Source organism: Myxococcales bacterium, assembly GCA_012513515.1.
GTDB lineage: Bacteria > UBA10199 > UBA10199 > 2-02-FULL-44-16 > JAAZCA01 > JAAZCA01.
This window is the reverse complement of the sequence record JAAZCA010000029.1, coordinates 172,991-197,242: the sequence shown is the minus strand read 5'-3', so window position 1 is coordinate 197,242 and position 24,252 is coordinate 172,991. Positions and strand designations below refer to the sequence as shown.

Here is a 24,252-nt window from a genome sequence, read left to right as displayed (position 1 = left end):
CTGATGGGAACTGTTATCGGCGATTCAAAAGGAGAAAGTTATGGTTAAGAAAGTCGAAATACAGTTGGGCGGTAAGGCCCTGACTATCGAAACGGGGCGCATAGCCAAACAGGCCGAAGGCTCTGTAACCGTCAGATATGGTGACAACTTGGTGCTTGTCACCGCGCAGGCTAGAAAGGAGCCTTCCGAAAATCGCTCCTTCCTTCCGCTCTCGGTGGATTACGTCGAGAAGACCTTCGCGGCGGGCAAATTTCCGGGGGGATTTTTTAAGAGGGAGGGAAGGCCGACCGAAAGGGAGACCCTCATCAGCCGCCTCATAGATCGTCCGGTCAGGCCGCTTTTCCCGGAAGGATATTATAATGAGACGCAGGTGATAGCGACCGTGCTCTCCGCCGATCCCGAGCTAGATCCTGACATCCTCGGCATCATCGGCGCTTCCGCGGCGCTGACTCTTTCTCCTTACCCGTTCAAAGGTCCGATTGCCGGCGTCCGGGTTGGAAGAATAGATGGAAAGTTCATCATCAATCCGACCTACGCGCAGAGGCAGGAGAGCGATATCGACATGATAGTCGCCGGAAGCCGCGATGCGATCGTGATGGTTGAAGGTGGCGCAAACGTGGTCTCCGAAGGTGATCTCGTTGATGCGCTGCTCTTCGCTCATGCGGAGATGCAGCCTGCAATCGATGTGCAGCTCGATCTTCAAAAAGAGGTTGGTAAACAGAAGTGGGAGGATCCTGTTTTGCCCGATCTGTCCGATATCAGAAAAAAGCTCGAGGCCGCCCTGAGCGATAGGCTGCTCAAAGCAGTTACGATCCCGACAAAACAGGAGAGGTACGCGGCGTTGGATGAATTAAAGGCCGCGATCGTTGCCGAACTCGTTCCGCCGGATGACGATGGAAAGCTCACGGACGAAGTCAAAGAGATGTTCGGCGAGATCAAACGCGACTTGGTAAGGAATATGATAGTGAAGGATGGCAAGAGGATCGATGGCAGAGGGTTGACCGATGTCCGTCCGATATCATGCGATGTAGGCTATCTGCCAAGGGCTCACGGTTCGGCGATCTTCACGAGAGGTGAGACGCAGGCACTTGCGACGATAACCCTTGGAACAAAAAAGGATCAGCAGCTGATAGAAAATATTACTGAGGATTACTACAAGAAGTTCATGCTTCATTATAACTTCCCGCCGTTTTCGGTTGGCGAAGTGAAGTTTTTGCGCGGTGCGGGCAGGCGAGAGATAGGTCACGGCGCACTTGCTGAGAGATCGCTTAGGAAGGTTCTGCCGGACGAAAGCGTGTTTCCGTACACGATACGAATAGTCTCCGAAGTCCTTGAGTCCAATGGTTCATCTTCGATGGCCACCGTCTGTGGCGGGACGCTTGCGCTGATGGATGCCGGAGTTCCTATCAAGGCGCCGGTTGCCGGCGTTGCGATGGGGCTCATTCAGGAAGGAAACACTACCGCGGTACTCACGGATATCCTCGGCGACGAGGATCATCTCGGCGACATGGACTTCAAGGTCACTGGAACCGCCGAGGGAGTTACCGCCATTCAGATGGATATAAAGGTAAGCGGTATCGATAAAGAGATCCTCAATAAGGCGCTTCGTCAGGCTCGCGATGCGAGGTTGCACATACTTTCGAAGATGGAAGAAACCCTCGCGCTTCCGCGCAAGGCCCTTTCGCCGTATGCGCCTCAGCTTACGATAATAAAGGTAGCGGTCGACAGGATCGGAGACCTCATCGGCCCTGGCGGAAAGAACGTCCGCAAGATAGTCGAAGAGACCGGCGTCACGATCGACATCGAGGACGACGGAACGGTCGTGGTCGGTGCGACGGACCAGGCATCCGGCAATCTCGCTTTGAAGCTTATCAAGCGTGCCACCGCATCCCCCGATGCTGGCAAGTACTACAGAGGTAAGGTCGTTCGCATAGCCGATTTCGGTGCCTTCGTCGAAATTTTTCCGAAGGTCGACGGCCTGCTTCACATATCCCAGATCGACAATTCCAGGATCAAACAGGTATCCGATGTCCTCAAGGTCGGAGACGAGGTCGTGGTCAAGGTTCTCGAGATCGATGCCGAAAGCGGCAAGATAAGGCTTTCGCGTAAGGATGCCTTCGGTCATGAGAGCGAAGTTGAAGAGGTGTGATGCTGAATTGAAATTATTTTCAAAAAGGCTCCGTCAAATGACGGGGCCTTTTTTGTAGGCCATGTTTTATATAGTGAGCAGATCCTCGGGTGGATTTTGAAACAGGAAATCATTTTCCTGATTTCCACAGTTGTGGGAACTTGGGATGTAAGTTGAAAATAGGAGGTGGGGTATATATAAAAACTATACCAATTTTTTGAATATCGAGGCGAGCTGGGAACGGGTTTCTTCCGGCGTTCCATCATTGTTTATGACGAAGTTTGATTTTTTTGCCTTAATTTCGATGGGAATCTGAGCTTTTGACCGTTTTTTGGCCTCTTCTAATGGCATATTTCTCTTTTTACAGAACCTGCGTAGTCCCTCATCCTCATTCGTGACCACGGTGATGACCGCGCCGAATTCCTTCTCCCATCCGACCTCGAAGAGAAGGGGGATCTCGGCCGCCACGACCCTTGTGCCCGTCTTTGAAAATTCGGAGGCGAGGCGATTTATCTCATTTTTCACGAAGGGATGAATCGCTTTCTCGATGAAGGTGCGGTCATCATCGGAGTCAAATGCGATGGATGCCAAAGCGGATCTATCAATTTCCTTATTTTGATCGAGGATTGATGGCCCATATCTTTCAACCATCTTGAGATATGCTGGCGCCCCTTTCGAAAGTGCCTCGCGGGCGAGTTTGTCCGCATCGATGACTCTGGCGCCGAGATCCGCCATCATCGAGAGGACGGAGGATTTTCCGGAGCCTATTCCCCCGGTTATCGCGACCACGATTGTTCGATCATTTTTCATTCCGGAGTTTGCTGCTTTTCTTCGGTGCTTTCTTCGGAGTTTGACTTTGCTATCTTTCGAAAATCCGTCAGTACGCTCGCTGCGGCGCGCGTGCCGATTTCGCCGAGCGAGACCATCTTTTCAATTATCCTCGGGATCTCATCTTCAGTAGCCTCGAGAAGGCTTATTGCGACCATGCGCGCCTCATTCCATTCCGGAGAGAGCTGTGCATAGACGTGCTTGATCTGAGGGGTTTCGATCTCCTGTTTTTTCATCATCCAGTTGACCGATTCTACGAAGTCGTCCATCTTCCAGTCTTCATCGAGCCCGTCGCGCGTTTGGACCAGTTTGTCGTAGAGTTCGACCCGGTTGGGGTTAAACTCCATCGCTTCCTTGAATTTTTTTAGCGCCTTTTTGAATTTGCCCTTGGCAAGGAGCTTGTCACCCTTGGCCTCGAGCTTTGCGGATTTTTCAGGATTCAGTTTTTTTTCTTTCATCTCGCCCGTCCCCCCCGTTTAGCTTTTCGGGATTTTCCACCATTTCTTTCGTGAGCGCAAGGAGCTTGTCGCGGGTGTTTTCTTCGGGGTTATCCAGCACGATTTCCACCAGCGCGGAGAGAATTGTGCCGACCATCTTTCCTTCAGGTATTCCCATCGACATTATGTCGTGGCCGTTGATGGCGAGGTCCTGCGGTCCGAACGGGGGCTTTTTTTCCATCTCCTCGCGTATCCTCTTGCGAAGCCTGAGGACCCCTTTGATCCCGTTTGGATGCTTTCCGCCGCGGTTGTCGGAGAGGCGCATGTCCAGTAGCCTGAAGATCAAATCAGGACCGATCTTCGAGATGAACCTGCGTATTGCCCGGTCGGTGAAATATGCCTTTGTCTCGAACATGTGGTGTTCGATCAGGCGCAGGACTGCGGATTCGTCAACTCCCGAGCTTGCCAGCTTCATCCTGTTCATCCATCTTTTGGCCATGCGTGCCGAGACTATCTGGTGTCCGAAGAATACGACTCGATTTGCCTCTTGGTTGAAGGATGCCGTTTTTGCTTTTCCGATGTCGTGGAGGAGGGCGGCGAAAAGGAGTTCGAGCGAACCCGTATTTTCTATATGGGAATCGCTGCGCGCGGCGTCCAGCGCGCGCATGGTGTGTTTGTAGACGTCGTCGCCCGGCTGTTTGTCCTGCTTGATTCCTTTCAGCGCGTAGAGTTCCGGGAGCACGTGCTTCAGGATTCCACATTCATTCATGAGATCGAATCCGTATGAGGGTCTTTCCGCACTCATGAGTTTTACGAGCTCCATGCTTATTCGTTCGCCTGAGACCGTTTCGATCAGCGATGAAGATTTTTTCATCGCCTCGAGTGTTTCATGCTCTATTTTGAAGCCAAACCTTGCGGCGAACTGCACGGCCCGTATCAGCCGAAGGGGATCCTCCTCGAACGCCCTGGGGAAGACCATCCGTATCAACCGTTTTTCAAGGTCATCTCTGCCGTTGAATGGGTCTATTATTTTTCCGTCAGATAGAGACTTGGCCATCGCATTTATAGTGAAGTCACGCCTTGCCAGATCTATTTCGACAGGAAGATCGGGGTCGAAGTTGACTTCAAAATCTCTATGTCCTGCCCCGGTGGAGATTTCTTTTCTGGGGAGGGCGATGTCTATGATTTCATTTTCACTTCCCCGCGCAGAAAACTTCACGATGCCGAATGACTTGCCGACGGCTGAAACCTTCCCAAGTCTGGAAAGAGTTTTGGAAATCTCTCTAGCTGTGAGTTTGCGGCAAAGCAGGTCATGGTCTTTGACATCGCGCCCCAAGAGCGCATCACGGACGGGTCCGCCTACTTCGTATAGATCGCCGCCCGCCTTGGCGAGGGCTTCGACGCAAATTGAAAGGCTGGAGTTCATTGAAAAATTTTACCTCGAACGATTATTGCACAGGGCGAAGCGGGAAAGGATCATTCCTCGCTTTATTCCAGATAGGACTCGACTTTCGCGCTTGCCAGAAGCTTTGACATCCAAGTCCTAAAAAAGTCGAGTTTGTCAGGGGCATCCGCCTTGTCATCTTCCTTGCCGACCTTTTTTTCGACGAGGCGGATCACATAGGTTTTATCCCCGCTGGTGTAGCTCTTACCGGTCGTGGAGTTTTTCTTTTCCAGCGAGAATATCTCACCGTATTCGCTTGCGGTGAGATTTCCGCCTGCGATCCTCCCCCTCTGGGCGACCGATATTGGACCGACCTTGTTTTCAGAGAGCTCCTTCTTGGAGAGGATATCCTTCCAGTTGGCCGACGGCGCCAGCAGCTCTGATGCGAGATTTCCATCTTCGGCTGGCAGCTCGACCACTGAAAACGTCCACTGGTCGGATGGCGACCTGGCTGGTTCTATCTTTTCGCCAACCCCCTTGAAGATGCTTGCGAAGGAGGAGATTCTCATATCATCCCTCACGAAATCCTCGTAGGAGAGGCCATATCTCGATTTGAAGTGTGGAAGAAAGCGTTCCGTATAAAAGGCCGGATCGAATTCTCCGCCTTGAAAAGCAGCTTGAGAGCTCCTTATCTCATTTGCCAGCTGGGAATCCGTGATGACTACCCCAAGGGCATCGGCCTCGGAGAGCGCCACTTCGCGGGAAACGAGCTGGCGCATGGTGTTTTGTTTTGCCATATCCATCAGAAAATCGGGGATTTCGCCGCCCTGCAAGGACTGCTTTATCTGACCGATGTTGCTTTCAGAGAAGTATCTGAACTGGGAGGCCATAAGGGGGCGCCCGTTCACGGTCCCGACCGGTTTGTCCGATCCGGATCTCCCGCTGTTCCGCATGGCGCTGTAGCCGAAAAATAGCGCGAAGACGATGATTATGGCGATGATCGGCAGTTTTATCGCCCAGGACCTCGAATGTTTTCTGATTATGTCTAGCATGGCGCGGCAAGCTAGCGGATGGCCCCTTATAAATCAACAATTTTGTTGATCTTTACAGGGGGCTTTGTTAGACGGACGCAACTTTATCACCAGGGGGTTTGAAAATATGATTCTTGACCCGATACTTGGGTTTTTCTCCAACGACTTGGCGATCGACCTCGGAACCGCAAACACTCTGATATATGTGAAGGGCAAGGGGATAGTGGCGGCAGAACCTTCGGTGGTGGCCGTTCAGCGCGATACCCGCGGTATAAAACGCGTTCTTGCCGTAGGCAAGGAGGCCAAGGAGATGCTCGGCAGAACCGCCGGAAGCGTCGAAGCGATCCGCCCCATGAAGGATGGCGTCATTGCCGATTTTGAAGTGACTGAGGCGATGCTTCGTTACTTCATTCGCAAGGCGCACAATCGCAAGACTCTCATACGTCCGCGCATAATCGTATGTATTCCCTTTGGAGTCACTGAAGTTGAGAAGAGGGCGGTGCGTGAATCCGCGGAGTCCGCGGGGGCGCGCGAGGTGTACCTCATCGAAGAGCCGATGTCTGCTGCGGTGGGGGCCGGTCTTCCAATCACCGAGCCCTCCGGTAACATGGTCGTCGACGTCGGAGGCGGCACTACCGAAGTCGCCGTGATCTCCCTCGGTGGAATAGTTTTTTCCAAATCGATCCGCATAGCGGGCGATAAGATGGATGAGTCGATAATCCAGTACATAAAGAGAAAGTACAATATGCTCATCGGCGAAAGAACTGCTGAGGCCGTTAAAATAGCGATAGGCACCGCATATCCGGATGGTGATGCGCGTACAATGGAGATCAAGGGGCGCGATCTCGTCGCAGGTGTTCCGAAAACTCTCGAAGTCAATTCAGAGGAGATCAGGGAGGCTATCGTCGAGCCTGTAAATGCCATAGTAGATGCGGTGAAGATCACCCTCGAGAGGACTCCGCCGGAGCTCTCCGCCGACATAGTCGACCGCGGCATAGTTCTTACCGGAGGTGGCGCCCTTCTGAGAAATCTCGATATATTGCTTCGTGAAGAGACAGGGCTGCCGGTGATAGTCGCCGACGATCCGCTTAGCTGCGTAGTGCTCGGCTCAGGTCGTGCGCTCGACAGGCTGGATCTCTTCAGAGGGATAACAGTTACCTGACCATGGCCTTATTCAGGAGAAAAGCCAGGCTTCTTTCTTTTCTCGTCCCGTTTCTGCTCCTAATAGCGTTTCTTTCCCTCACGGCGGGTGGTTACAGGCGGGCGCCGTGGTATCAGCAGATTCTCTGGAATGTAGTCACCCCACCCCAAAAAATCCTAACTTCGATAGGCTGTGCCATCTCCTCCGTATGGAATCATTATTTTGCACTCGTCGGAGCGGAAAAGGAAAATGAAGCTCTGCGCATGAAGGTCGCATTGTTGGAGGGGGAGATCATAAAGCTCTCCGAGGTTGAGAAAGAGAATGAGAGGCTTCATGAACTTCTTTCATATGAGAAGAGCTTTTCCCATAAATCGCTTACCGCAAAGGTCATCGCCAACGATCCAAGGGCAGAATTCAAGAATATCACCATAAACAAGGGACACGATCATGGTGTAAGACCGCTTATGCCGGTGGTAGGTCCCAAAGGGCTTGTCGGCAGAGTCGCGACGGTTGGATCCAAAGCCTCTCGCGTTCTGCTCGTAACCGATCCTAACAGCGCAGTCGATGTCCTTGTCCAGAGGTCCAGGGCAAGAGGGGTCGTTGTTGGAATGGCTGTCAAAACTGCTCTTCGCCCGAGCTACTACCTGACTAGGATAGAATACCTGCGCAGGATAAGCGATGTGGCGGACGGAGATGTTGTGGTCACGTCGGGTTTTGACAGGGTTTTCCCATCGGGAATTCCAGTCGGCAGCGTCACCGACGTCAAAAAAGAGAGATATGGAATATTCCTAGAGGCCAACGTCGTTCCGTTCGAGAATATGGCGGAGCTTCAGGAAGTGTTGGTTCTGCTCGTTACCCAGAACCTCTCCTCTCCGGATTCCGTTCAGTGAGGTTTTTAGATGACGTATTTTATCCTCATGGCCTTCTACGGACTGTTGGCTCTCGTGCTTGAGAGCACTTGGCTTGCGGGGCTTCCTGTCGAAACGATCAGATTCGATTTCGTCCTGGTGGCGGTTGCCGCACTCTCTTTCTATCAGGAACCTCTCAGGGCCGTTTCACTCATAATATTTTTTGGCATCATGTCGGACATAGTAAGTGGAGCCCCATTCGCTGTGTCGACGATATCCTATCTCGTAATTTACGGGGGAATACGCCTTCTTATATCCAAGATATCGTTTCAGGGTGGGATGGCGCTGGTTTTTTGGATGGGAATCATAAGCATTGAGGATAAGTTGGTATCCATGCTTCTTCTCATGGCCCTGACAGGAACGGCCGATTATCCGTCAGTGATGATAACTTCCATGCCGGCGCAGGCCGTCTTGGATGCGGCGCTTGCCTTGGTGATGATTCCATTTCTCAGGTGGTACTGGGAGCTCTCTTGGGAGAAGATCACCAAGCCGAAAGGGTTGGTGCTTAAATGAAGCTGACCCAGGAATATGCCGTAGATATAGAAGGAAGATTCAAATACGGAACTATCTTCGTAGTCGCGTTGATAGCTATCGTAATCGTGCGGCTCTATTATCTCCAAGTGATAAAAGGGGCCTATTACCATTTCTTTTCCACACAAAACAGTATCAAGGAGATTACGATTCCGGCTGCACGTGGGATGATATTCGACAGGCGGGGGCAGGTTCTTGTCGATAACAGGCCCTCATTCGACGTCGTCGTCATCCCTCAGTATGTCGCCGATCCGGAGCATATGTTCGCGTCGTTGAGTGCGTTGCTCAATATACCTCGAGAGGAGCTCGATAACATCTGGGCGAAACGCCATTCGCAGCCTAAATATCAGCCATTGGTAGTTAAGCGTGATGCGACGCCGGACGACGTCGCCCTCATACGCTCAAGAAAGAATCCATGGTATGACGGAGACGATCCGTATGACTTGAGGGGGGTTGACGTCATCGTGGGTTATCAGAGAAGCTATCCCGACTCCAATATTGCAACTCACGTCCTGGGATATGTCAGGGAGATAGATAAGGACAGGTTGGAAAAGCTCTCCAAACTTCATCCTCAAAAATACAAGTCGGGGGATCTCGCCGGCATAAGGGGGATAGAGGAGAGGTGGGATTTACTTCTTCGCGGCGAAGACGGATACGAACAGAGGATCGTAAACGCTGTCGGTCGTGAGGTCGATTATCAGGGTATCGCATCGGGGCTCGAGAAGCGCCCTGCCATCCCCGGCACGAATCTCAGACTTACGATAGACAAGGATCTTCAGGAAGTTCTGCGCGATATGTACGGCGATAGAAAGGGTGGAGCTGTTGCGATTGATGTGAGAACGGGCGGTATCCTCGCCATGTACAGCTCCCCCTCTTATGACCTCAATAAACTGGCTTCTGCCATCGGAGGGCAGTACTGGCAGGAGATATCCTCTCATCCGGATAAATATCTTCTCAACCGCGCCATACAAGGCGGATATCCACCGGCCTCGACTTATAAAATTCTAACGGCTATTGCGGCTCTCAGTGAAAAGGTCGTGAAGCCCGAGGAGAATATAACATGCAGAGGGGCCTTCCTTTTCGGAGGTAGGCCTTATAAGTGCTGGGCGAAGGGGGGGCACGGTCCCATAAGCGTCCATAGGGCGATAGTTTCATCCTGTGACGTCTATTTCTATGTGGCCGGGCTCCGCGCAGGGGTCGACAACCTTGCGAAATACGCAAAGATGTTCAACTTTGGCAGAAAGACCGGAGTTCCGCTTGAAGGGGAGTCCTCCGGGCTTATTCCAACTTCCGAATGGAAACTGAAGAGATTCGGAATTCCCTGGCAGCAGGGTGAGACCATATCGATCTCCATCGGTCAGGGTTATGATGTAGTAACGCCGATTCAAAATGCCTACTTTACATCGATAGTGGCGGGTGGAGGAAAAATTCCCCAACTTCATCTCGTTGACGCTGCATTCGACGCCTCGGGGGGAGAGCCCTATAGATGGGAAGCCCCAAAGGATGAACAGCGCGTGGATGTCGATCCGTCGATTTTGAAAATAGTCAAGGATGCGATGACAGGAGTTGTTTCAGAAGGGGGAACGGGGCACCGACTTTCGAGACTCAAGATTTCAATAGGCGGAAAGACCGGTACAGCGCAAACCATGAGCATGGAAGCTGCCGCTAAATGCAGCGGAGAGAAGTGCCGCGACCATGGTTGGTTCATAGGATTCGCTCCGACTGACAAACCGGAGATAGCGGCAGCGGTCATCGTCGAACACGGCGGTTTCGGAGCCTCGGCTGCGGCTCCGATTGTGGGTGCTCTATTCGAGAGATACTACGATATCGAACACGGCGGACAGGAAAAACCGGATAAGAAAAATGAGAAGAGTCCGGAGAAAAGACAGGTTTTTTGATGTATAAAAAGACCTCCACATTGAGCTGGCCCCTCATATGGGTCTCTTCGGCGATCGTCCTGATCGGCATTGTCAATCTTTACAGCGCCATCTACTTCTGGGGAGAAGGGGTTTCGATGGCCCTCTTCTGGTCGCAGCTTGCCTGGACGCTCATAGGCATTGCGACGGTGATATTCATCGCGATGATGGACTACCGGTTTTTTTATAGATTCGCTTTCCTCTTCTTCGGAGTTGCCTGTGCGATGCTTTTGCTCTCGCTCTTTACCGGTGATGCGGTGAGGGGGACGCACGGATGGATAAAGATAGGATCTTTCTCGATTCAGCCCGCTGAATTTGCAAAGATCGCCTACATTCTGGTAGCTGCCCGCTTTTTTGCGAACAATCCCAATCCCGAAGGATACAATCTGCGCGAGCTCTGGCAGCCGGGTTTGATGATGAGCCTCGTCGTTGCGTTAATCGTTCTTCAGGGGGATATGGGCTCCTCCATTTTTATCCTGTGCATATTCGTGTCCATGGCGCTATTTGCGAAGGTGAAAACTAAAACCCTCGTCATATGCGTATTGATAGCTGCATTGGCGGGCTGGGCCGTTTTTAACTTCGGCCTCAAGGAGTATCAGCGCGACAGGATCTTTACCTTTATGAACCCCGAGGCGGATTTGAGGGGGAGCGGCTATCACCTGATGCAGTCAAAAATAGCGGTCGGTTCCGGGCAGATATTCGGGAAGGGATATTTAAAGGGTAATATTAATAAATTAAGATATCTACCTGAAAGACATACTGATTTCATTTTTCCAGTTTTTGCTGAGGAGTGGGGGTTCGCCGGTTCGTTGGTGCTTTTGATCCTCTACGCATCCCTGCTGATGATAGGAGTTGATATAGGCGCCCATGCCCGAGACAGGTTTGGCGCCTTCACAGCTATCGGGGTAGTCTCGCTTCTATTTTGGCAACTGGCGATCAACCTCGGTGGGGTCTTGGGGTTGATGCCCCTGACCGGTGTTACCCTTCCCCTCATGAGCTACGGCGGTTCATCGATGATAGCGATCCTTGCATCCATCGGCATTCTTCTGAGCATAAACAGGAAGAGGTTCATGTTTTGATTGAGGCTAATAGCCAACATCAATAGCCAAAATTCTTGCCATTTTTTTCTTCATCCTATACGAAGGCCTTTCGCCGATATCAACTGACAGGGAGGTTATATGGCCGGACACGTTATTGAGGTTACAGATGGTAATTTTCAACAGGAGGTAATCGAGTCTGACAAGCCCGTGCTCGTAGATTTCTGGGCTTCATGGTGTGGTCCTTGCCGCGCCCTTGCGCCTACTATCGAGGCGGTCGCTTCGGAGAGAATCGGATCGCTCAAGGTTTGTAAGATAGACATCGATAGCAGCCCCAATGTAGCCGGTAGATATGCCATCAGGAGTATCCCGACTCTGCTTTTATTCAAAAACGGTGAGAACGTAGGGCAGCTAATAGGCAATGTTCCGAAGGGTGCTATTGACGCACTGGTATCAAAGGGTTGATTCGTTTTTAAAACATGGGGTTACGTGGGTTAATCAATCCACCCCTTTATGGGGTGGATTGTTTTTTCTTTAAAATCAATTCCCTTGACTTTTTTTGCCCCCTTCAATATCAAAATTCTTGATTATTTTTGAGGGTTTTGACAATAAGGCGCGGCTTTCCGGGGGATGGACCCCGGAAAGAATAACAAATCAGGGTGCTTCTGATGGGCGTATAGCTCAGTTGGCTAGAGCACTACCTTGACATGGTAGGGGTCACAGGTTCGAGTCCTGTTACGCCCACCAGGGACATCCTCGATTTTAGCGCTGTTCCGCCGGCAACGGCGGATTTTTTCAAGAGGTATTTCGATGTCTTCCAAGAGGGAGAAGCCCCAAATAGATCTGGATATGCTTCGTCACTCGGCTGCGCACATAATGGCCGACGCGGTGCTTCGCCTTTTTCCGGATGCCAAACCTACTATCGGCCCTTCAGTCGAGGATGGTTTTTATTACGATTTCGAGTTCAAGCATGCATTCACCGAAGAGGATATCAAAGAGATCGAAAAGGTGATGAATAAGATTGTCGGCGAGGCGAGGCCTTTTGTTCGCGAAGAGCTTTCGCGCGAGGATGCAAAAAAACTTTTTGCCGATAATAGATACAAGATTGAATTAATAGATGAACTACCTGAAGAGGAAACTATAACGGCTTACAGGCATGGAGATTTCGTCGATCTCTGCCGAGGCCCTCATGTGGAACACACGGGTCAGGTTCGTGTCTTCAAACTTCTCAAAGTAGCGGGTGCATACTGGCGTGGGGATGAAAAGAACGCCCAACTTCAGAGGATCTACGGCACCGCGTTTGCTTCCAAGGAAGAACTTGAAAAATACCTGAAGCTTTTGGAAGAGGCCGCCAAGCGCGATCACAGAAAGCTCGGCAAGGAGCTCGACCTTTTTTCCAGCCTCGATGACTACGGTCCGGGGCTGATACTGTGGCATCCCAAGGGTGCTAGGATACGCGACGCGATCGAGGCCTTCTGGAAGTCCGAGCACTATAAACACGGTTACGAAATTCTCTATACGCCGCACATGGGGCGCGCTGCTCTTTGGGAAACTTCGGGGCATCTCGATTTTTATAAAGAGGGGATGTATTCCCCGATGAGTGTCGATGAGTTCGATTACTACATCAAGCCGATGAACTGCCCCTTCCACATCATGATCTACAAAAAGCACGTTCGCTCATACAGGGATCTGCCGATGAGGTGGGCCGAACTCGGCACTGTATATCGCTATGAGAAGAGCGGGGTGCTCCACGGCCTTTTGCGTGTGAGGGGTTTCACACAGGATGATGCGCATATAGTCTGCACTCCCGAACAGATAGAGAGCGAGATCTCCGAGGTCTTGAAGTTCTCTTTGTTTATGTGGGATATCTTTGGGTTCAAGGATATAAAGGCTTATCTCGCTACGCGCCCCGCAGACGCGGTTGGTGATCCTGAAAGATGGGATCAGGCGCTTGCAGCTCTCAAGAGTGCGGTGGAAAAAGAAAACATCGCCTATGAGATGGATGAAGGGGGCGGTGCATTCTACGGTCCCAAGATAGATCTGAAGATCAAAGACGCCATAGGGCGCGAATGGCAAATGACCACGATACAATTTGATTTCAACCTTCCCGAACGCTTCGATATGAATTACATCGGCGTCGATGGCGCGAAGCATCGTCCCTACGTCGTGCACCGGGCGCTGCTCGGTAGCATAGAGAGGTTTTTCGGGGTTCTCATAGAACACTACGCAGGGGCTTTCCCGACGTGGCTTGCGCCGGTGCAGGTCAGGCTTCTTCCAGTCGGAGATGATTTTGTGAAGTATTCACAGTCGGTCGCCGACGATCTGAGAGCCGCCGAAGTTCGCGTGGAAGTCGATTCTAGAAACGAAAAGCTGGGCTACAAAATACGCGATGCCCAGATGAACAAGGTTCCATATATGCTCGTCGTCGGCGCCAAGGAGTCTGACTCCTCGACGGTGGCGGTGCGCTCGAGGGGGGAAGGGGATCTTGGAACCATGTCGGTAGAGGAATTTAAAATGAAGATACTGAATGAAATCACCAATCGCAGGAACGGGTGATTTTTTTCCACAATTTTTACAAGGAGGTGTAGCCATTAAGAAAGTCATGCCGTTTGAGGAACGCAGGCCGCGTAAGGATGAACATCGCATCAACTTCAGGATCAGGGTGCCGGAGGTGAGGCTTATAGATGAGGATGGAGGCCAGCTCGGTGTTTTCATAACCAGGGAAGCGCTGAGGAGGGCCGAGGATGCGGGCCTCGACCTGGTGGAGATTTCCCCGATGGCCCGCCCGCCGGTCTGCAAGATAATGGACTATGGCAAGTTCAAATATGAACAGGCGAAGAAGAAACACGAGCAGCGGAAGAAGCAGGTCGTCGTTCATATAAAGGAGATAAAACTGAGGCCTTCGACTGATGAACATGATTTCCAGACGAAGCTCAAACACATAAAGCGTTTTCTGGAGGAAGGCAACAAGGTGAAGGTCACGATTAGGTTCAGGGGAAGGGAGATGGCCCACTTGGATCTCGGTCATGAGCGGATGAGGAGGATAATCGAAGAGGTTAAGGATCTTGGAGAGGCCGAATCGCATCCAAAGTTGGAGGGCAAGCAGCTCATGATCATGCTATCCTCGGCCAAACGTCAGGATGAGAAGAAGGAGCCGGATCAGCTGAACGAACCTTCGGTTGAGAGGCGCTCGAGGGAGCTTGAGGTGGAGGTCCACAGGGTAACCGGCACCGAAAAAATTTCAGGCGGTTCAAAATGAATCAAACTTCTCCGCGCGAAGCGTTTCGCCGGGGGTAAAAAGGAGTGAAAGATGCCGAAACTTAAAACGAGGAAGGGCGCAGCGAAGCGCTTCAAAGCTAAAAAGTCAGGCAAGGTGAAAAGGAAGCGTGCTAAGCTCCGTCATATTCTGACAGGCAAGACGAGAAAACAGAAGCGCCGCCTGCGCTCGAAGGCGCATGTGTCCAAGTCGGATACTAAGAACATAAGGAAGCTGCTCTGCGCGAGCTGATCTTCAAGAAAGGTGGATTGATATGCCAAGGGTAAGAAGAGGTTTCAAAGCGAGACGTCGCCGCAACAAGGTGCTTAAAAAGGCGAAGGGCTATTATGCAGCCAGGCACCGTCTTGTAAGAACGGCGATGGAGGCCGTCGACAAGGCGCTTCAGCACGCATATGTAGGCCGCAAACTCAAGAAGAGGGATTTCAGGGCGCTGTGGCAGACCAGAATTTCGGCGGCTGCAAAGGCCAACGGGACTTCGTTCAGCAAGTTCATGGGTGGTCTTAAGAAAAAAAGCTCCCTGCTGGACAGAAAAGTTCTCTCTGAGATAGCTGTGCGCTATCCGCAGGATTTTGCCGCCATGGTCGAGTGGTCGAAGGCGAACTAGACCTCATTGCCAGAGGCGCTATTGGTTCTTCCTTAACCTGTTTGCGAGAGAGTCTGGGATGAAAGAAGAATTGCTTCGGACAATAGGCGAGATAAGGGCGGAGGCTGGCTCCGAGCTGTCGGCCGTCAAGGACGCAGCTGCGGCAGAGTTTTGCCGAATCAAATATCTCGGCAAGAAGGGGCTTATTACATCGGTTCTCAAATCGATGGGTTCGCTTTCATCCGAAGATCGCCCTGCGATCGGCAAGGAGGTCAATATCCTCAAATCGGAAATAGACGAGAAGATATCTTCTCTTATCTCAGGGTTTCAGCAGCAGCTACGGGATAGCAGGATAGCCTCCGATAAAATCGATATCACCCTCGCGGGCAGGCGTACACCGATGGGGCACGAACACCCTCTGATGGGTGTGATGCGGGAAGTCATCACGGTTTTTACAGGGATGGGTTTTTCCATCTACGCTGGTCCCGAGATCGAGACGGAGTACTACAACTTCGAGGCCTTAAACGTCAAAGCCGATCACCCTGCGCGTGATATGCAGGACACCTTTTACGTGGAAGGTGGAAGGCTGCTTCGCACCCACACCTCCCCGGTTCAGATCCATGTGATGGAAAATCACAAGCCGCCGATAGCGGGGATTTTCCCGGGTGCGGTTTACAGGCGCGACAATGACGTAACCCATTCGCCGATGTTCTTTCAGGTCGAGGGGCTGATGGTCGACAGTCACATAACGATGCGCGACCTGAAGGGCGTGCTTTCAGAATTTTGCCACAGAATTTTTGGGCAGGGCGTCGGCGTCAGGTTTCGTCCCAGCTATTTCCCCTTTACGGAACCTTCGGCAGAGATAGACATACAGTGCGTCATCTGCGGCGGGAAGGGGTGCAGGGTCTGCAAACAGAATGGGTGGCTAGAAATATTGGGATGCGGGATGGTTGACCCCGCGGTCTTCAAGGCGGTGAAGATAGATTCAAAGAAATACAGCGGCTTTGCTTTCGGATTGGGCGTCGACCGCATAGCGATGCTCAAGTACGCGATCAACGACATTCGTCTCTTTTACGAAAACGATTTGAGATTTTTGGAGCAGTTCAGATGAGATTACCTCTCGGATGGGTCAGGCAATACGTGAATGTGAAGGCGAAGCCCGAAAAGCTGGCGCTCGCCCTTACGATCTCAGGCCTCGAGGTGGAATCCATCGAGCGCGTTGGAGGGGAGTGCATCTTCGAAATAGGCGTCACCCCCAATCGCGGCGACTGTCTTTCCATCATTGGAATTGCGCGTGAAATTTCCGCCGCCTTCGGTTTGCCGCTGAAGCCGCCCTCCTTCGCTTCCGTAAAAGGGAAGGGGAAAATGGCGGGGCGCATAAAAGTTTCAGTGAGGAGCAGCCAGAGGTGTCCTAGGTATTGCGCCAAGATAATTGAAGGGATAAGGATAGGGTCATCTCCCGACTGGATGGTCAAGCGCCTCGCCGAATGCGGCGTCCGTTCGATCAACAACGTTGTCGATGCGACGAATTACGTCATGCTTCTTACGGGGCAGCCTCTGCACGCCTTCGATTTATCCCGGGTCCGCGGAAACAAGATAGTCGTCAAACAGGCCGATGAAGGCATGAAGTTCAAGGCTCTCGATGGTGTGGAGAGGATTCTCTCTCGTGAGGATCTGATGATATGCGACGGCGAAGGACCCGTGGCCCTCGCGGGAATAATGGGAGGGGAAAACTCCGAGGTTCGGGAGGACACGCACTCCCTTCTGCTCGAGAGCGCCTTCTTTGAACCTAAAGGGGTGCGTAGAAGCTCAAGGCGTCTTGGTCTCGCATCTGAATCATCCAGAAGATTTGAGCGCGGCGTGGATCCGCTGGGGCTGCTCGACGCCCTCAACCTTCTGACGAAACTGGTAGTTGAAAGTGCGGGCGGCACTCCAAGCGCGGATCATATCGATCTCTTTCCGAAGAAAATTTTACCGAGAAAGATTTCGATATCATCCGCCGAGGTCAAAAGGATTTTAGGAATAGATCTGAAGCCTGCTGCCATATCGAAATTGATCAAGAGCATCGGGATGAAAGTCTCTCCCGCATCTCCGGGCAAACTGAATGTTTCAGTTCCTACCTTTCGCCCGGATATCGAACGAGAGGTGGATCTGATAGAGGAAGTCGCGAGGCTGCACGGCTACGATAATATTTCCAGCCGGATGCCGGAAGTCGCGATGAAATCGATAACGCGTCCGAAATATTTCGAGCAGGAAGCGGCTGTCAGGTCGGCGCTCGCGGGTTCCGGCCTTACAGAAACGGTTCTCTATGCCTTCACATCGGCAGAGTCGCTGACGCCTTTTGCGGAGGCCGGTGGGACCCATGTTGCGCTTGCCAATCCTATTTCGGCGGATCAAAGCGTCATGAGGACCATGCTGCTTCCGGGGCTGCTTGATGTGTACAAGCTAAATGCAAGCCGTCATCGGCATGATTCCCGGATATACGCCTTTCAGAATGTTTTTTCGAAGACGGATTCAGCCGGCGGCTTCAGGGAGACGAGGTGTTTTGCCGGTCTTTTATCGGGCGCTAGGAACCTGGGGGCTTGGGAGCGCGCCAAGGAAAATGTCGATTTCTACGACGCCAAAGGGGTCGTTGAAAATGTTATGGCCGCCCTTGGAATTCATTCCGATACGATATTTCAGAGGGGAGAGGGATATTCCTTTCTCCACCCGGGGCGTTTTGCCCACATACTGTGCAGAGGGAAAAGAGTTGGCTTCGTGGGAGAACTTCATCCCGAGGTCGCCGCCAAGTGGGATCTGCAGCGGGGCGTTTACCTGTTCGAGATCAATTTTAGACTTGTGGCGGAGATGTCTCTCGGAGAGCCGGCGCGGTTTGCCGAGCTCTCAAAGTTTCCCTTCGTGGAACGTGATATCTCGATGCTGCTTCCCGACCGAATCCCTGCGGTCGAAGTGGAAAAGAGCATACAGGATAGCGGAGAAACTCTGATAACCAAAGTTTCCATATTCGATTTGTACAAGGGGAAGGGAATCCCGGAGGGTCAGAAGAGTCTGGCGGTTAGCATGCGATTTGCAACTCATGACAGGACGCTTACCGACGAAGAGGTCGGCATGGCGATGGAAAAAATCGTTGAAACTTTAAAGACTAAGCTGGGCGCGACGCTCAGGACATGATAGTATAACTTTATTCCGGAGCCGGTCTGGCGATTTTCGCCAGGGCGACAGCCGGAAGAAGGGAGGACGGCATGACGAAGGCTGAGATAATAGAACAGATTTACGAAAAGGTTGGTTTTTCAAAGAAGGAATCGGCCGAAATCGTGGAACTCGTGTTCGATACGATGAAGGAGACTCTCGAAAAGGGTGAGAAGATAAAGATCTCCGGATTCGGCAATTTCGTCGTCCGCCAGAAGAGACCCAGAATAGGGCGCAATCCGCAGACTGGCGAAGAGATAGAGATATCTGCCAGGAAGGTTCTCACCTTCAGGCCGAGCCAGGTTTTAAAATCGGCGCTCAACAGCGAGGAGCCGGCGGCTGGGTGATTTGGCGGGCTGATCTCTTTAATTAACCAGTCTCCGGATGATTCCGGAGGGAAGGGGGCTTTAACGCATGCCCAACATTCCCAACAAGCTTTATTTCAGAATAGGCGAAGTCAGCAAGCTCCTGAATGTCGAGCCGTACGTCTTGAGATATTGGGAGTCGGAGTTTACCGAGATCAAGCCGTCGAAGTCGAAATCGGGTCAGAGGCTTTACAAGCGCCGCGATGTCGAGATGCTCGTCAAGATCAAGGAGCTTCTCTATGATGAAAGATATACGATAAACGGTGCCCGTAAGAGGCTCAAAGAGACTCCGCGGATCGAGACCAAAGAGCAGGCCCCCGAGAGGGTTGATGGTGAGCCCAGGCAGCTTGAAGTTTTTTCCTCATCCGGCAGCGAGGGTGCGGAGCAGGAAGCGGCGACTTCAAAACTGAACCCGGCCCATGGCAAGACGCTCAAGAAGATCAGGAAGGATCTTGAGCTTCTTCTCGGGATAGTTCGCGGGGAGGATCACGGCCGGGTTTGAATTTTTGTCGGAGATCCGTTAGAGTCCGTGACTCGTAACTAGTGGCTTGCGAATCGAAGATGAGATATCGTTTTTTAAAAACTGAATTGAAGCTTCTTTTGGTCGGGGCGTAGCTCAGCCTGGATAGAGTACTTGCTTGGGGTGCAAGGGGTCACGAGTTCAAATCTCGTCGCCCCGACCGAGGGAAGCTGTTTTTGGTTGAGAGAGCGATGTTTCGTTTCGATCAGGAATTTCGGCTGAAGATTTTTGTGATTTTGGATTTCATCTTTTTCGACCATAATGTAACTATTTCTGATGCTGGCTTCTGCACAGGCATCAGTGCAGTCTGGCCCCGGGGTGACCTTCAAGAGTCATTGCGGGGCATATTTTCAGGAAGGGTTTTGAGAATGATAAAATTTATGCAGGCGATAAAATCCGATTTTGCCATGGTCTTCGACCGGGATCCAGCCGCCAGATCCAGGATTGAGATCGTGCTCTGTTATCCGGGGCTGCATGCTCTGGTTCTATATCGCATAGCGCATGCGATGTGGAATAATCATCTGAAACTTTTTGGCAGATGTATTTCGCACTTTGCCAGATGGATAACCGGAATAGAGATACATCCAGGTGCCAAGATCGGAAAGCGCTTCTTCATAGATCACGGGATGGGGATCGTAATCGGGGAGACGGTGGAGGTAGGCGACGATTGCACCCTTTATCAGGGTGTGACTCTCGGTGGTACGAGCTGGAGCAAGGGGAAGCGCCATCCGACTCTCCACGACCGGGTCATAGTGGGCGCCGGGGCGATCGTGCTCGGCCCAGTTACGATCGGAAATGACAGCAGAATAGGAAGCTCTTCAGTTGTGATCAATGACGTTCCGCCATTTTCCACCGTCGTAGGCATACCGGGCAAGGTGATCCGCAGGAGGGATCCCATTATCAAGAAAGAGGGGGATTATCACTTCGACCTTCAGCATGCCACACTCCCTGACCCGTTCGGCGATGCAATACAGGGGCTTAGAAAGAGCGTGGATGAGCTTGAACGAAGGCTGATCGATGTGGAGAGAAAGACGCAGTGAAGGTCCTTGCCGCAATGAGCGGTGGAGTAGATTCCTCCGTAGCAGCGCTGCTTTTGAAAATAGGCGGTCACGAGGTCGTGGGCGTTTCGATGAACCTGATGACCTGCAGCAAGGCTGGGTCAGCCAGTTGTTGTTCATCGAGCGATCGTCTGGATGCAGCAAGGATATGCGAACAGATAGGGATCAAACACTATATAGTGGATTTCCGAAAACTTTTCGAAGAGAGGGTCGTTTCGTCTTTTGTGAAAGAATATCTCGCAGGGAGAACTCCATCTCCGTGCATACTCTGCAATGAACACATGAAATTCGGCGCTCTTTTGGAGGAGGCGGATCGAATAGGTGCTAAGGCCGTCGCCACCGGACATTACGCAAGGGTAGTCAGCGAAGGGGGATTCTTTCACCTCCTTCGCGGAGTGGATCTCGTCAAGGATCAGTCGTATTTTCTTTTCACGCTCAAACAGGAACAGCTTTCAAAGATATTATTTCCTATCGGTGAAATGAAAAAGACGGAGATTCGTGCGATCGCTTCCGATCACGGGCTGATAACCAGAGAGAAACCGGAGAGTCAGGAGATATGCTTTATTCCGGATGATGATTACGCGAGTTTTGTGGAGTCTCATCCCTCAGGTGGAAGCGCCGGGGCGGGGGATTTTGTTGATTCAAGCGGAAAAATTCTGGGGCGGCACAGCGGAATTCACCGCTACACGATAGGGCAGCGCCGCGGTCTGGGCTTCGGTGTGGGCGAGCGCCAGTATGTGATAAAAATCGATACTTCCTCCAATCGGATAGTTCTCGGCTCCAAGGAAGAGCTGCAAACAAAAGAGATTTCAGTGAGGGATATCTCATGGGTTGTGGAGGAGCCTTCGAATGGAAAGGATCTTCTGGTTAAAATTCGCTCCACACATGCCGGCGAGCGCGCAGGGTTTTTTCAATCCGGTGATGGAACGGCGAAGCTCTCCTTTGAAAGGCCCGTTTCGGGGGTCGCTCCGGGGCAGGCTGCCGTTTTCTACGATGGCGATGAGGTGATCGGTGGGGGGTGGATCCTGTGAAGCGGGTCGCATTTGCAACGCTGGGATGCAAGGCGAACTGGACCGATACCGAGGCCCTTCTTCAATCCTGCAGGGAGGCCGGGCTGGAGGTCGTGGAATTCGAAGAAGAGGCCGACATATACGTCGTCAACACCTGTACGGTGACCGCTGTCGCCGATCAGCAGTCCCGCCAGATGCTTCGTCGCGCGCGCAGAAGAAATCCGGATGCAGCGGTTTTTGCGACGGGCTGTTCGGGAGAGGTGGGGGCGGAGTCAATGCGCGCCATCTCCGAGATAGACGCGATATTCGGGACATCCGATCGAAAAAGGCTTCTTGAGGAAATTTTCAGGATAGCTGAGATCAACCGCCCGGTTTTGGAGATAAGTCATTCGCGGATGCGCCAGTCCAGGGCGAGGGCGTTCATGAGAATTCAGGATGGCTGCGACCGCACCTGTTCATATTGCATAGTGCCTTCCGCGCGTGGGAAGAGCCGCAGCCTTTCTTTGGACGAAGTTGTTGAAAACGCCAGATCTCTCTCTCGATTTCATTCTGAAATAGTCATAACCGGCATTGATATAGGGCAGTACCTCTGTCCGCGAAGCGGTGCGAGGCTTTACGATCTTGTAGAGAGGCTGATCTCCTCAGATATAGCTGCGAGATTCAGGCTCAGCTCTCTTCATCCTGCGATGATAAACGACAGGCTCGCTGATGCCTTTTCTGCGGGCGCAAAGCTTTGCAGGCATATTCATCTCTCGATACAGAGTTTTTCCGATTCGCTGCTGAAGTTGATGTCGAGGGGGTATGGGCGCGCTGATATTTTTAAGGCGGTGGAGCTTCTGCGCAGCGCGGTTCCGGGCATAGCGATAACGGGCGATCTCATTGTCGGTTTTCCGGGAGAAAGTGAAGAGGATCATCTTCTTGCGATGGAGAGCATCGAGGCGCTTCCCTTCGCGGGGCTTCACGTCTTTCCTTTCTCCCTCAGATCGGGTACAAAGGCCTGCGATATCGACGGGCATCTTTCAAAGGATGAAGTACGAGGCAGGGCTGCAGCTTTGAGAAAATCCGCAGCGGAAAAAAGGAGGGACTTTTTAAAAGGTTTTCTTGGTGCGAAGCTTGGCTTGATCGTTACCTCCCCCCCCGCAGGGCTGCCTTTCGTTTCCGCCTTTTCAGACAATGCGATTTCCGTTACGATGCCTTCCGCAGGAGCTTCCTATGGAGAGCTCGCAACGGGCGAAATAAACAGGGTTGATGGAATGAGGATATTCGGAAAATGGATCTGACCACTCAGGAAAAAAAGAGACTCAAAGTTTTTGAAAAAAAACTCGGCTACAAGTTCAGACACAGGGATTATCTCAAACGCGCGCTTACTCACAAATCCTATACGAACGAGCTGAGGCTTTCCCCCCTTGAACATAACGAGCGTTACGAGTATCTGGGCGATGCCGTTTTGGAGCTTGGCGTTAGCACACTTTTAATGAGAAGATTCCCCGATCATCCGGAGGGAGAGCTGTCGAAGCTTCGCGCCGCGATAGTAAATGAAGAGCAGCTCGCCGAGATCTCCAAGGAGATCGGACTCGGCGAATTTTTGTATCTCGGAAAAGGGGAAGATGGGACCGGCGGCAGGGAGAAGCACTCTCTTCTTTCCGATGCACTCGAGGCGGTGCTCGGTGCGGTCTATCTCGACCGTGGATTCGGCAAGGCCTTCGACCTCATAGCGAAGCTCTACGACTCGGTTCTCGATCGTGCGGGAGGGGTCGGGTTCGTGAAGGATTACAAGACCAGGCTGCAGGAGGTCTCCCAGTCCCGTTTCAAGACGGTTCCAAAGTACCGTCTGATGTGCACCTCGGGGCCGGATCACCGCAAAATTTTTGAAATAAACCTGTACATCAACGATGAAATATTCGGCGTTGGAAAAGGTCACAATAAAAAATCCGCCGAGCAGGAGGCTGCAAGAAAAGCCCTGCAGAAGCTGGAGTTTTCGGAAGAGGAAGAATTATGAACGAGGAAAAGGGTTTCAAGTCTGGATATGTTGCGATCGTAGGCAGACCCAACGCCGGGAAATCCACACTCATCAATGCGATATTGGGAGAGAGACTTTCGATAGTGACCGAAAAGCCGCAGACCACGCGGCACAGGATAAGAGGACTTCTAAACGATGCCGGTTCACAGATCATCTTTTTTGATACCCCTGGGTATCATCGCTCACACAAGCCTCTAAATGAGGCGATGAACGATATAGTCGATTCGGTCATAAACGACGCTGATGTCGTATGTCTTCTCATTCCTGCCAATCATGTGGATGAGGACGGGATCGAGAAGGGGTTATTCGAGAGGATAGGGAGTGAGAGGGCTCTCATCGTCATCAACAAGGCCGACCTCGTCTCGCACGCCGAACTCGAGACGAAGATTTTGAAATATCGCGATGCGTGGGGCGCAAAGGAGCTCATGGTTATATCAGCTCTGCAGAAGATAGGGATGGGTGAGCTCGTCGAGGCTATCAAGGGGCGACTTCCGGAAGGCCCGAAATATTTTCCAGACGATATTTTTACCGATCACTCCGTTCGTTTTCTGGTCGCCGAATTGATACGCGAACAGCTCTTCCTGCAGATGCACCAGGAGCTTCCGTATTCCGCGGCCGTCGAGATAGAGGAGTTTACCGATGCCACCGAAGATGATCCCATCTTTCGCATCAAGGCCGCCATCATCGTCGAGAAGGATTCGCAGAAAGGGATGGTCATAGGCAAGGGCGGAACGAGAATAAAGGAGATCGGATCCCGTTCACGCGAGGCGATAGAGGAGTTGGTCGGAGGAAAGGTTTTTTTGCAGCTGTTCGTTAGAGTGGAATACAACTGGACGAAGGACCCCGGTTCAATTCGCAAGTTCGGTTATACCAATCAGGTGGACTGAAT

At 51.9% G+C, this 24,252-nt stretch carries 24 protein-coding genes and 2 tRNA genes; 22 read left to right on the top strand and 4 right to left on the bottom strand.

From position 1 onward, the window contains the following. Positions 1–40 precede the first annotated feature (40 nt). Positions 41–2,149: a polyribonucleotide nucleotidyltransferase gene (gene pnp, locus GX659_06455; GenBank protein NLD28425.1), complete on the top strand. Its 2,109-nt coding sequence runs from the start codon at positions 41–43 to the stop codon at positions 2,147–2,149. A 183-nt stretch (positions 2,150–2,332) separates the two neighbouring features. On the opposite strand, the gene GX659_06450 is transcribed toward pnp, so the two are convergent. The 4 genes from GX659_06450 to GX659_06435 form a co-directional block, all read right to left on the bottom strand. After that, on the bottom strand, positions 2,333–2,938 hold the full coding sequence (locus tag GX659_06450) for a dephospho-CoA kinase (protein NLD28424.1): 606 nt from the start codon (positions 2,936–2,938) through the stop codon (positions 2,333–2,335). Beyond that, on the bottom strand, positions 2,935–3,414 hold the full coding sequence (locus GX659_06445) for a hypothetical protein (protein ID NLD28423.1): 480 nt from the start codon (positions 3,412–3,414) through the stop codon (positions 2,935–2,937). The genes GX659_06450 and GX659_06445 overlap by 4 nt, the downstream gene beginning before the upstream one ends. Next, on the bottom strand, positions 3,389–4,819 hold the full coding sequence (locus tag GX659_06440) for an HD domain-containing protein (GenBank protein ID NLD28422.1): 1,431 nt from the start codon (positions 4,817–4,819) through the stop codon (positions 3,389–3,391). Before GX659_06440 ends, GX659_06445 begins: the two co-directional genes overlap by 26 nt. 62 nt (positions 4,820–4,881) lie before the next feature. Beyond that, complete coding sequence (locus GX659_06435; GenBank protein NLD28421.1) at positions 4,882–5,829, bottom strand: hypothetical protein; 948 nt, start codon at positions 5,827–5,829, stop codon at positions 4,882–4,884. A 106-nt stretch (positions 5,830–5,935) separates the two neighbouring features. On the opposite strand from GX659_06435, the gene GX659_06430 reads away from it, so the two are divergent. The 21 genes from GX659_06430 (at position 5,936) to GX659_06330 (ending at position 24,250) form a co-directional block, all read left to right on the top strand. Then, positions 5,936–6,970 (top strand): rod shape-determining protein, encoded by a 1,035-nt coding sequence (locus tag GX659_06430; protein NLD28420.1) that lies wholly within the window; start codon positions 5,936–5,938, stop codon positions 6,968–6,970. A 2-nt stretch (positions 6,971–6,972) separates the two neighbouring features. Then, positions 6,973–7,839 (top strand): rod shape-determining protein MreC, encoded by an 867-nt coding sequence (gene mreC, locus GX659_06425; GenBank protein NLD28419.1) that lies wholly within the window; start codon positions 6,973–6,975, stop codon positions 7,837–7,839. A 9-nt stretch (positions 7,840–7,848) separates the two neighbouring features. Beyond that, positions 7,849–8,370 (top strand): hypothetical protein, encoded by a 522-nt coding sequence (locus GX659_06420; protein NLD28418.1) that lies wholly within the window; start codon positions 7,849–7,851, stop codon positions 8,368–8,370. After that, on the top strand, positions 8,367–10,286 hold the full coding sequence (gene mrdA, locus GX659_06415; protein NLD28417.1) for a penicillin-binding protein 2: 1,920 nt from the start codon (positions 8,367–8,369) through the stop codon (positions 10,284–10,286). Before GX659_06420 ends, mrdA begins: the two co-directional genes overlap by 4 nt. Then, complete coding sequence (gene rodA, locus GX659_06410) at positions 10,283–11,383, top strand: rod shape-determining protein RodA (protein ID NLD28416.1); 1,101 nt, start codon at positions 10,283–10,285, stop codon at positions 11,381–11,383. Before mrdA ends, rodA begins: the two co-directional genes overlap by 4 nt. Before the next feature lie 99 nt (positions 11,384–11,482). Beyond that, positions 11,483–11,806 carry a thioredoxin gene (gene trxA / locus GX659_06405; GenBank protein ID NLD28415.1) on the top strand — a complete coding sequence of 108 codons (324 nt, stop codon included), beginning with the start codon at positions 11,483–11,485 and terminating at the stop codon, positions 11,804–11,806. Between the two features lie 205 nt (positions 11,807–12,011). Then, positions 12,012–12,088 (top strand) — tRNA-Val (locus GX659_06400). A gap of 63 nt (positions 12,089–12,151) precedes the next feature. Then, positions 12,152–13,897 (top strand): threonine--tRNA ligase, encoded by a 1,746-nt coding sequence (gene thrS / locus GX659_06395; GenBank protein ID NLD28414.1) that lies wholly within the window; start codon positions 12,152–12,154, stop codon positions 13,895–13,897. Between the two features lie 46 nt (positions 13,898–13,943). Further along, positions 13,944–14,600: a translation initiation factor IF-3 gene (gene infC / locus GX659_06390; protein ID NLD28413.1), complete on the top strand. Its 657-nt coding sequence runs from the start codon at positions 13,944–13,946 to the stop codon at positions 14,598–14,600. Between the two features lie 51 nt (positions 14,601–14,651). Continuing rightward, complete coding sequence (gene rpmI, locus GX659_06385; protein ID NLD28412.1) at positions 14,652–14,849, top strand: 50S ribosomal protein L35; 198 nt, start codon at positions 14,652–14,654, stop codon at positions 14,847–14,849. A gap of 22 nt (positions 14,850–14,871) precedes the next feature. Continuing rightward, the gene (rplT, locus tag GX659_06380; protein NLD28411.1) at positions 14,872–15,222 is read left to right on the top strand and encodes a 50S ribosomal protein L20; all 351 of its coding nucleotides are present in this window, start codon (positions 14,872–14,874) and stop codon (positions 15,220–15,222) included. A gap of 58 nt (positions 15,223–15,280) precedes the next feature. Then, on the top strand, positions 15,281–16,312 hold the full coding sequence (gene pheS, locus GX659_06375; protein NLD28410.1) for a phenylalanine--tRNA ligase subunit alpha: 1,032 nt from the start codon (positions 15,281–15,283) through the stop codon (positions 16,310–16,312). Beyond that, positions 16,309–18,372, top strand: coding sequence for a phenylalanine--tRNA ligase subunit beta (locus GX659_06370; GenBank protein ID NLD28409.1), 2,064 nt, complete (start codon positions 16,309–16,311; stop codon positions 18,370–18,372). The genes pheS and GX659_06370 overlap by 4 nt, the downstream gene beginning before the upstream one ends. A 71-nt stretch (positions 18,373–18,443) precedes the next feature. Next, entirely contained in the window at positions 18,444–18,737 is a 294-nt protein-coding gene (locus tag GX659_06365; protein ID NLD28408.1) for an integration host factor subunit alpha, read from the top strand. A 67-nt stretch (positions 18,738–18,804) separates the two neighbouring features. After that, on the top strand, positions 18,805–19,257 hold the full coding sequence (locus GX659_06360) for a MerR family transcriptional regulator (protein ID NLD28407.1): 453 nt from the start codon (positions 18,805–18,807) through the stop codon (positions 19,255–19,257). A gap of 103 nt (positions 19,258–19,360) precedes the next feature. Continuing rightward, a tRNA-Pro gene (locus GX659_06355) sits at positions 19,361–19,435 on the top strand. 31 nt (positions 19,436–19,466) lie between these two features. After that, the gene (gene cysE, locus GX659_06350) at positions 19,467–20,315 is read left to right on the top strand and encodes a serine O-acetyltransferase (protein ID NLD28406.1); all 849 of its coding nucleotides are present in this window, start codon (positions 19,467–19,469) and stop codon (positions 20,313–20,315) included. Further along, on the top strand, positions 20,312–21,364 hold the full coding sequence (gene mnmA, locus GX659_06345; GenBank protein ID NLD28405.1) for a tRNA 2-thiouridine(34) synthase MnmA: 1,053 nt from the start codon (positions 20,312–20,314) through the stop codon (positions 21,362–21,364). The genes cysE and mnmA overlap by 4 nt, the downstream gene beginning before the upstream one ends. Continuing rightward, positions 21,361–22,623, top strand: coding sequence for a tRNA (N(6)-L-threonylcarbamoyladenosine(37)-C(2))-methylthiotransferase MtaB (mtaB, locus tag GX659_06340; GenBank protein ID NLD28404.1), 1,263 nt, complete (start codon positions 21,361–21,363; stop codon positions 22,621–22,623). Before mnmA ends, mtaB begins: the two co-directional genes overlap by 4 nt. Further along, positions 22,614–23,342, top strand: coding sequence for a ribonuclease III (gene rnc / locus GX659_06335; GenBank protein ID NLD28403.1), 729 nt, complete (start codon positions 22,614–22,616; stop codon positions 23,340–23,342). Before mtaB ends, rnc begins: the two co-directional genes overlap by 10 nt. Then, a complete protein-coding gene (locus tag GX659_06330; protein NLD28402.1) occupies positions 23,339–24,250 on the top strand; it encodes a GTPase Era in 912 nt (303 codons plus the stop codon). The genes rnc and GX659_06330 overlap by 4 nt, the downstream gene beginning before the upstream one ends. Positions 24,251–24,252 lie beyond the last annotated feature (2 nt).

Excerpts from the sequence above, each read along its gene's own strand:
- GX659_06430 (NLD28420.1), top strand. The coding sequence starts at position 5,936 with ATGATTCTTGACCCGATACTTGGGTTTTTCTCCAACGACTTGGCGATC.
- pheS (NLD28410.1), top strand. The coding sequence starts at position 15,281 with ATGAAAGAAGAATTGCTTCGGACAATAGGCGAGATAAGGGCGGAGGCT.
- trxA (NLD28415.1), top strand. The coding sequence starts at position 11,483 with ATGGCCGGACACGTTATTGAGGTTACAGATGGTAATTTTCAACAGGAG.
- GX659_06330 (NLD28402.1), top strand. The coding sequence starts at position 23,339 with ATGAACGAGGAAAAGGGTTTCAAGTCTGGATATGTTGCGATCGTAGGC.
- cysE (NLD28406.1), top strand. The coding sequence starts at position 19,467 with ATGTTTCGTTTCGATCAGGAATTTCGGCTGAAGATTTTTGTGATTTTG.
- mreC (NLD28419.1), top strand. The coding sequence starts at position 6,973 with ATGGCCTTATTCAGGAGAAAAGCCAGGCTTCTTTCTTTTCTCGTCCCG.
- infC (NLD28413.1), top strand. The coding sequence starts at position 13,944 with ATGCCGTTTGAGGAACGCAGGCCGCGTAAGGATGAACATCGCATCAAC.
- thrS (NLD28414.1), top strand. The coding sequence starts at position 12,152 with ATGTCTTCCAAGAGGGAGAAGCCCCAAATAGATCTGGATATGCTTCGT.
- rnc (NLD28403.1), top strand. The coding sequence starts at position 22,614 with ATGGATCTGACCACTCAGGAAAAAAAGAGACTCAAAGTTTTTGAAAAA.
- rpmI (NLD28412.1), top strand. The coding sequence starts at position 14,652 with ATGCCGAAACTTAAAACGAGGAAGGGCGCAGCGAAGCGCTTCAAAGCT.
- GX659_06360 (NLD28407.1), top strand. The coding sequence starts at position 18,805 with ATGCCCAACATTCCCAACAAGCTTTATTTCAGAATAGGCGAAGTCAGC.
- mrdA (NLD28417.1), top strand. The coding sequence starts at position 8,367 with ATGAAGCTGACCCAGGAATATGCCGTAGATATAGAAGGAAGATTCAAA.
- GX659_06420 (NLD28418.1), top strand. The coding sequence starts at position 7,849 with ATGACGTATTTTATCCTCATGGCCTTCTACGGACTGTTGGCTCTCGTG.
- GX659_06365 (NLD28408.1), top strand. The coding sequence starts at position 18,444 with ATGACGAAGGCTGAGATAATAGAACAGATTTACGAAAAGGTTGGTTTT.
- GX659_06370 (NLD28409.1), top strand. The coding sequence starts at position 16,309 with ATGAGATTACCTCTCGGATGGGTCAGGCAATACGTGAATGTGAAGGCG.
- GX659_06450 (NLD28424.1), bottom strand. The coding sequence starts at position 2,938 with ATGAAAAATGATCGAACAATCGTGGTCGCGATAACCGGGGGAATAGGC.
- pnp (NLD28425.1), top strand. The coding sequence starts at position 41 with ATGGTTAAGAAAGTCGAAATACAGTTGGGCGGTAAGGCCCTGACTATC.
- GX659_06440 (NLD28422.1), bottom strand. The coding sequence starts at position 4,819 with ATGAACTCCAGCCTTTCAATTTGCGTCGAAGCCCTCGCCAAGGCGGGC.
- GX659_06435 (NLD28421.1), bottom strand. The coding sequence starts at position 5,829 with ATGCTAGACATAATCAGAAAACATTCGAGGTCCTGGGCGATAAAACTG.
- GX659_06445 (NLD28423.1), bottom strand. The coding sequence starts at position 3,414 with ATGAAAGAAAAAAAACTGAATCCTGAAAAATCCGCAAAGCTCGAGGCC.
- rplT (NLD28411.1), top strand. The coding sequence starts at position 14,872 with ATGCCAAGGGTAAGAAGAGGTTTCAAAGCGAGACGTCGCCGCAACAAG.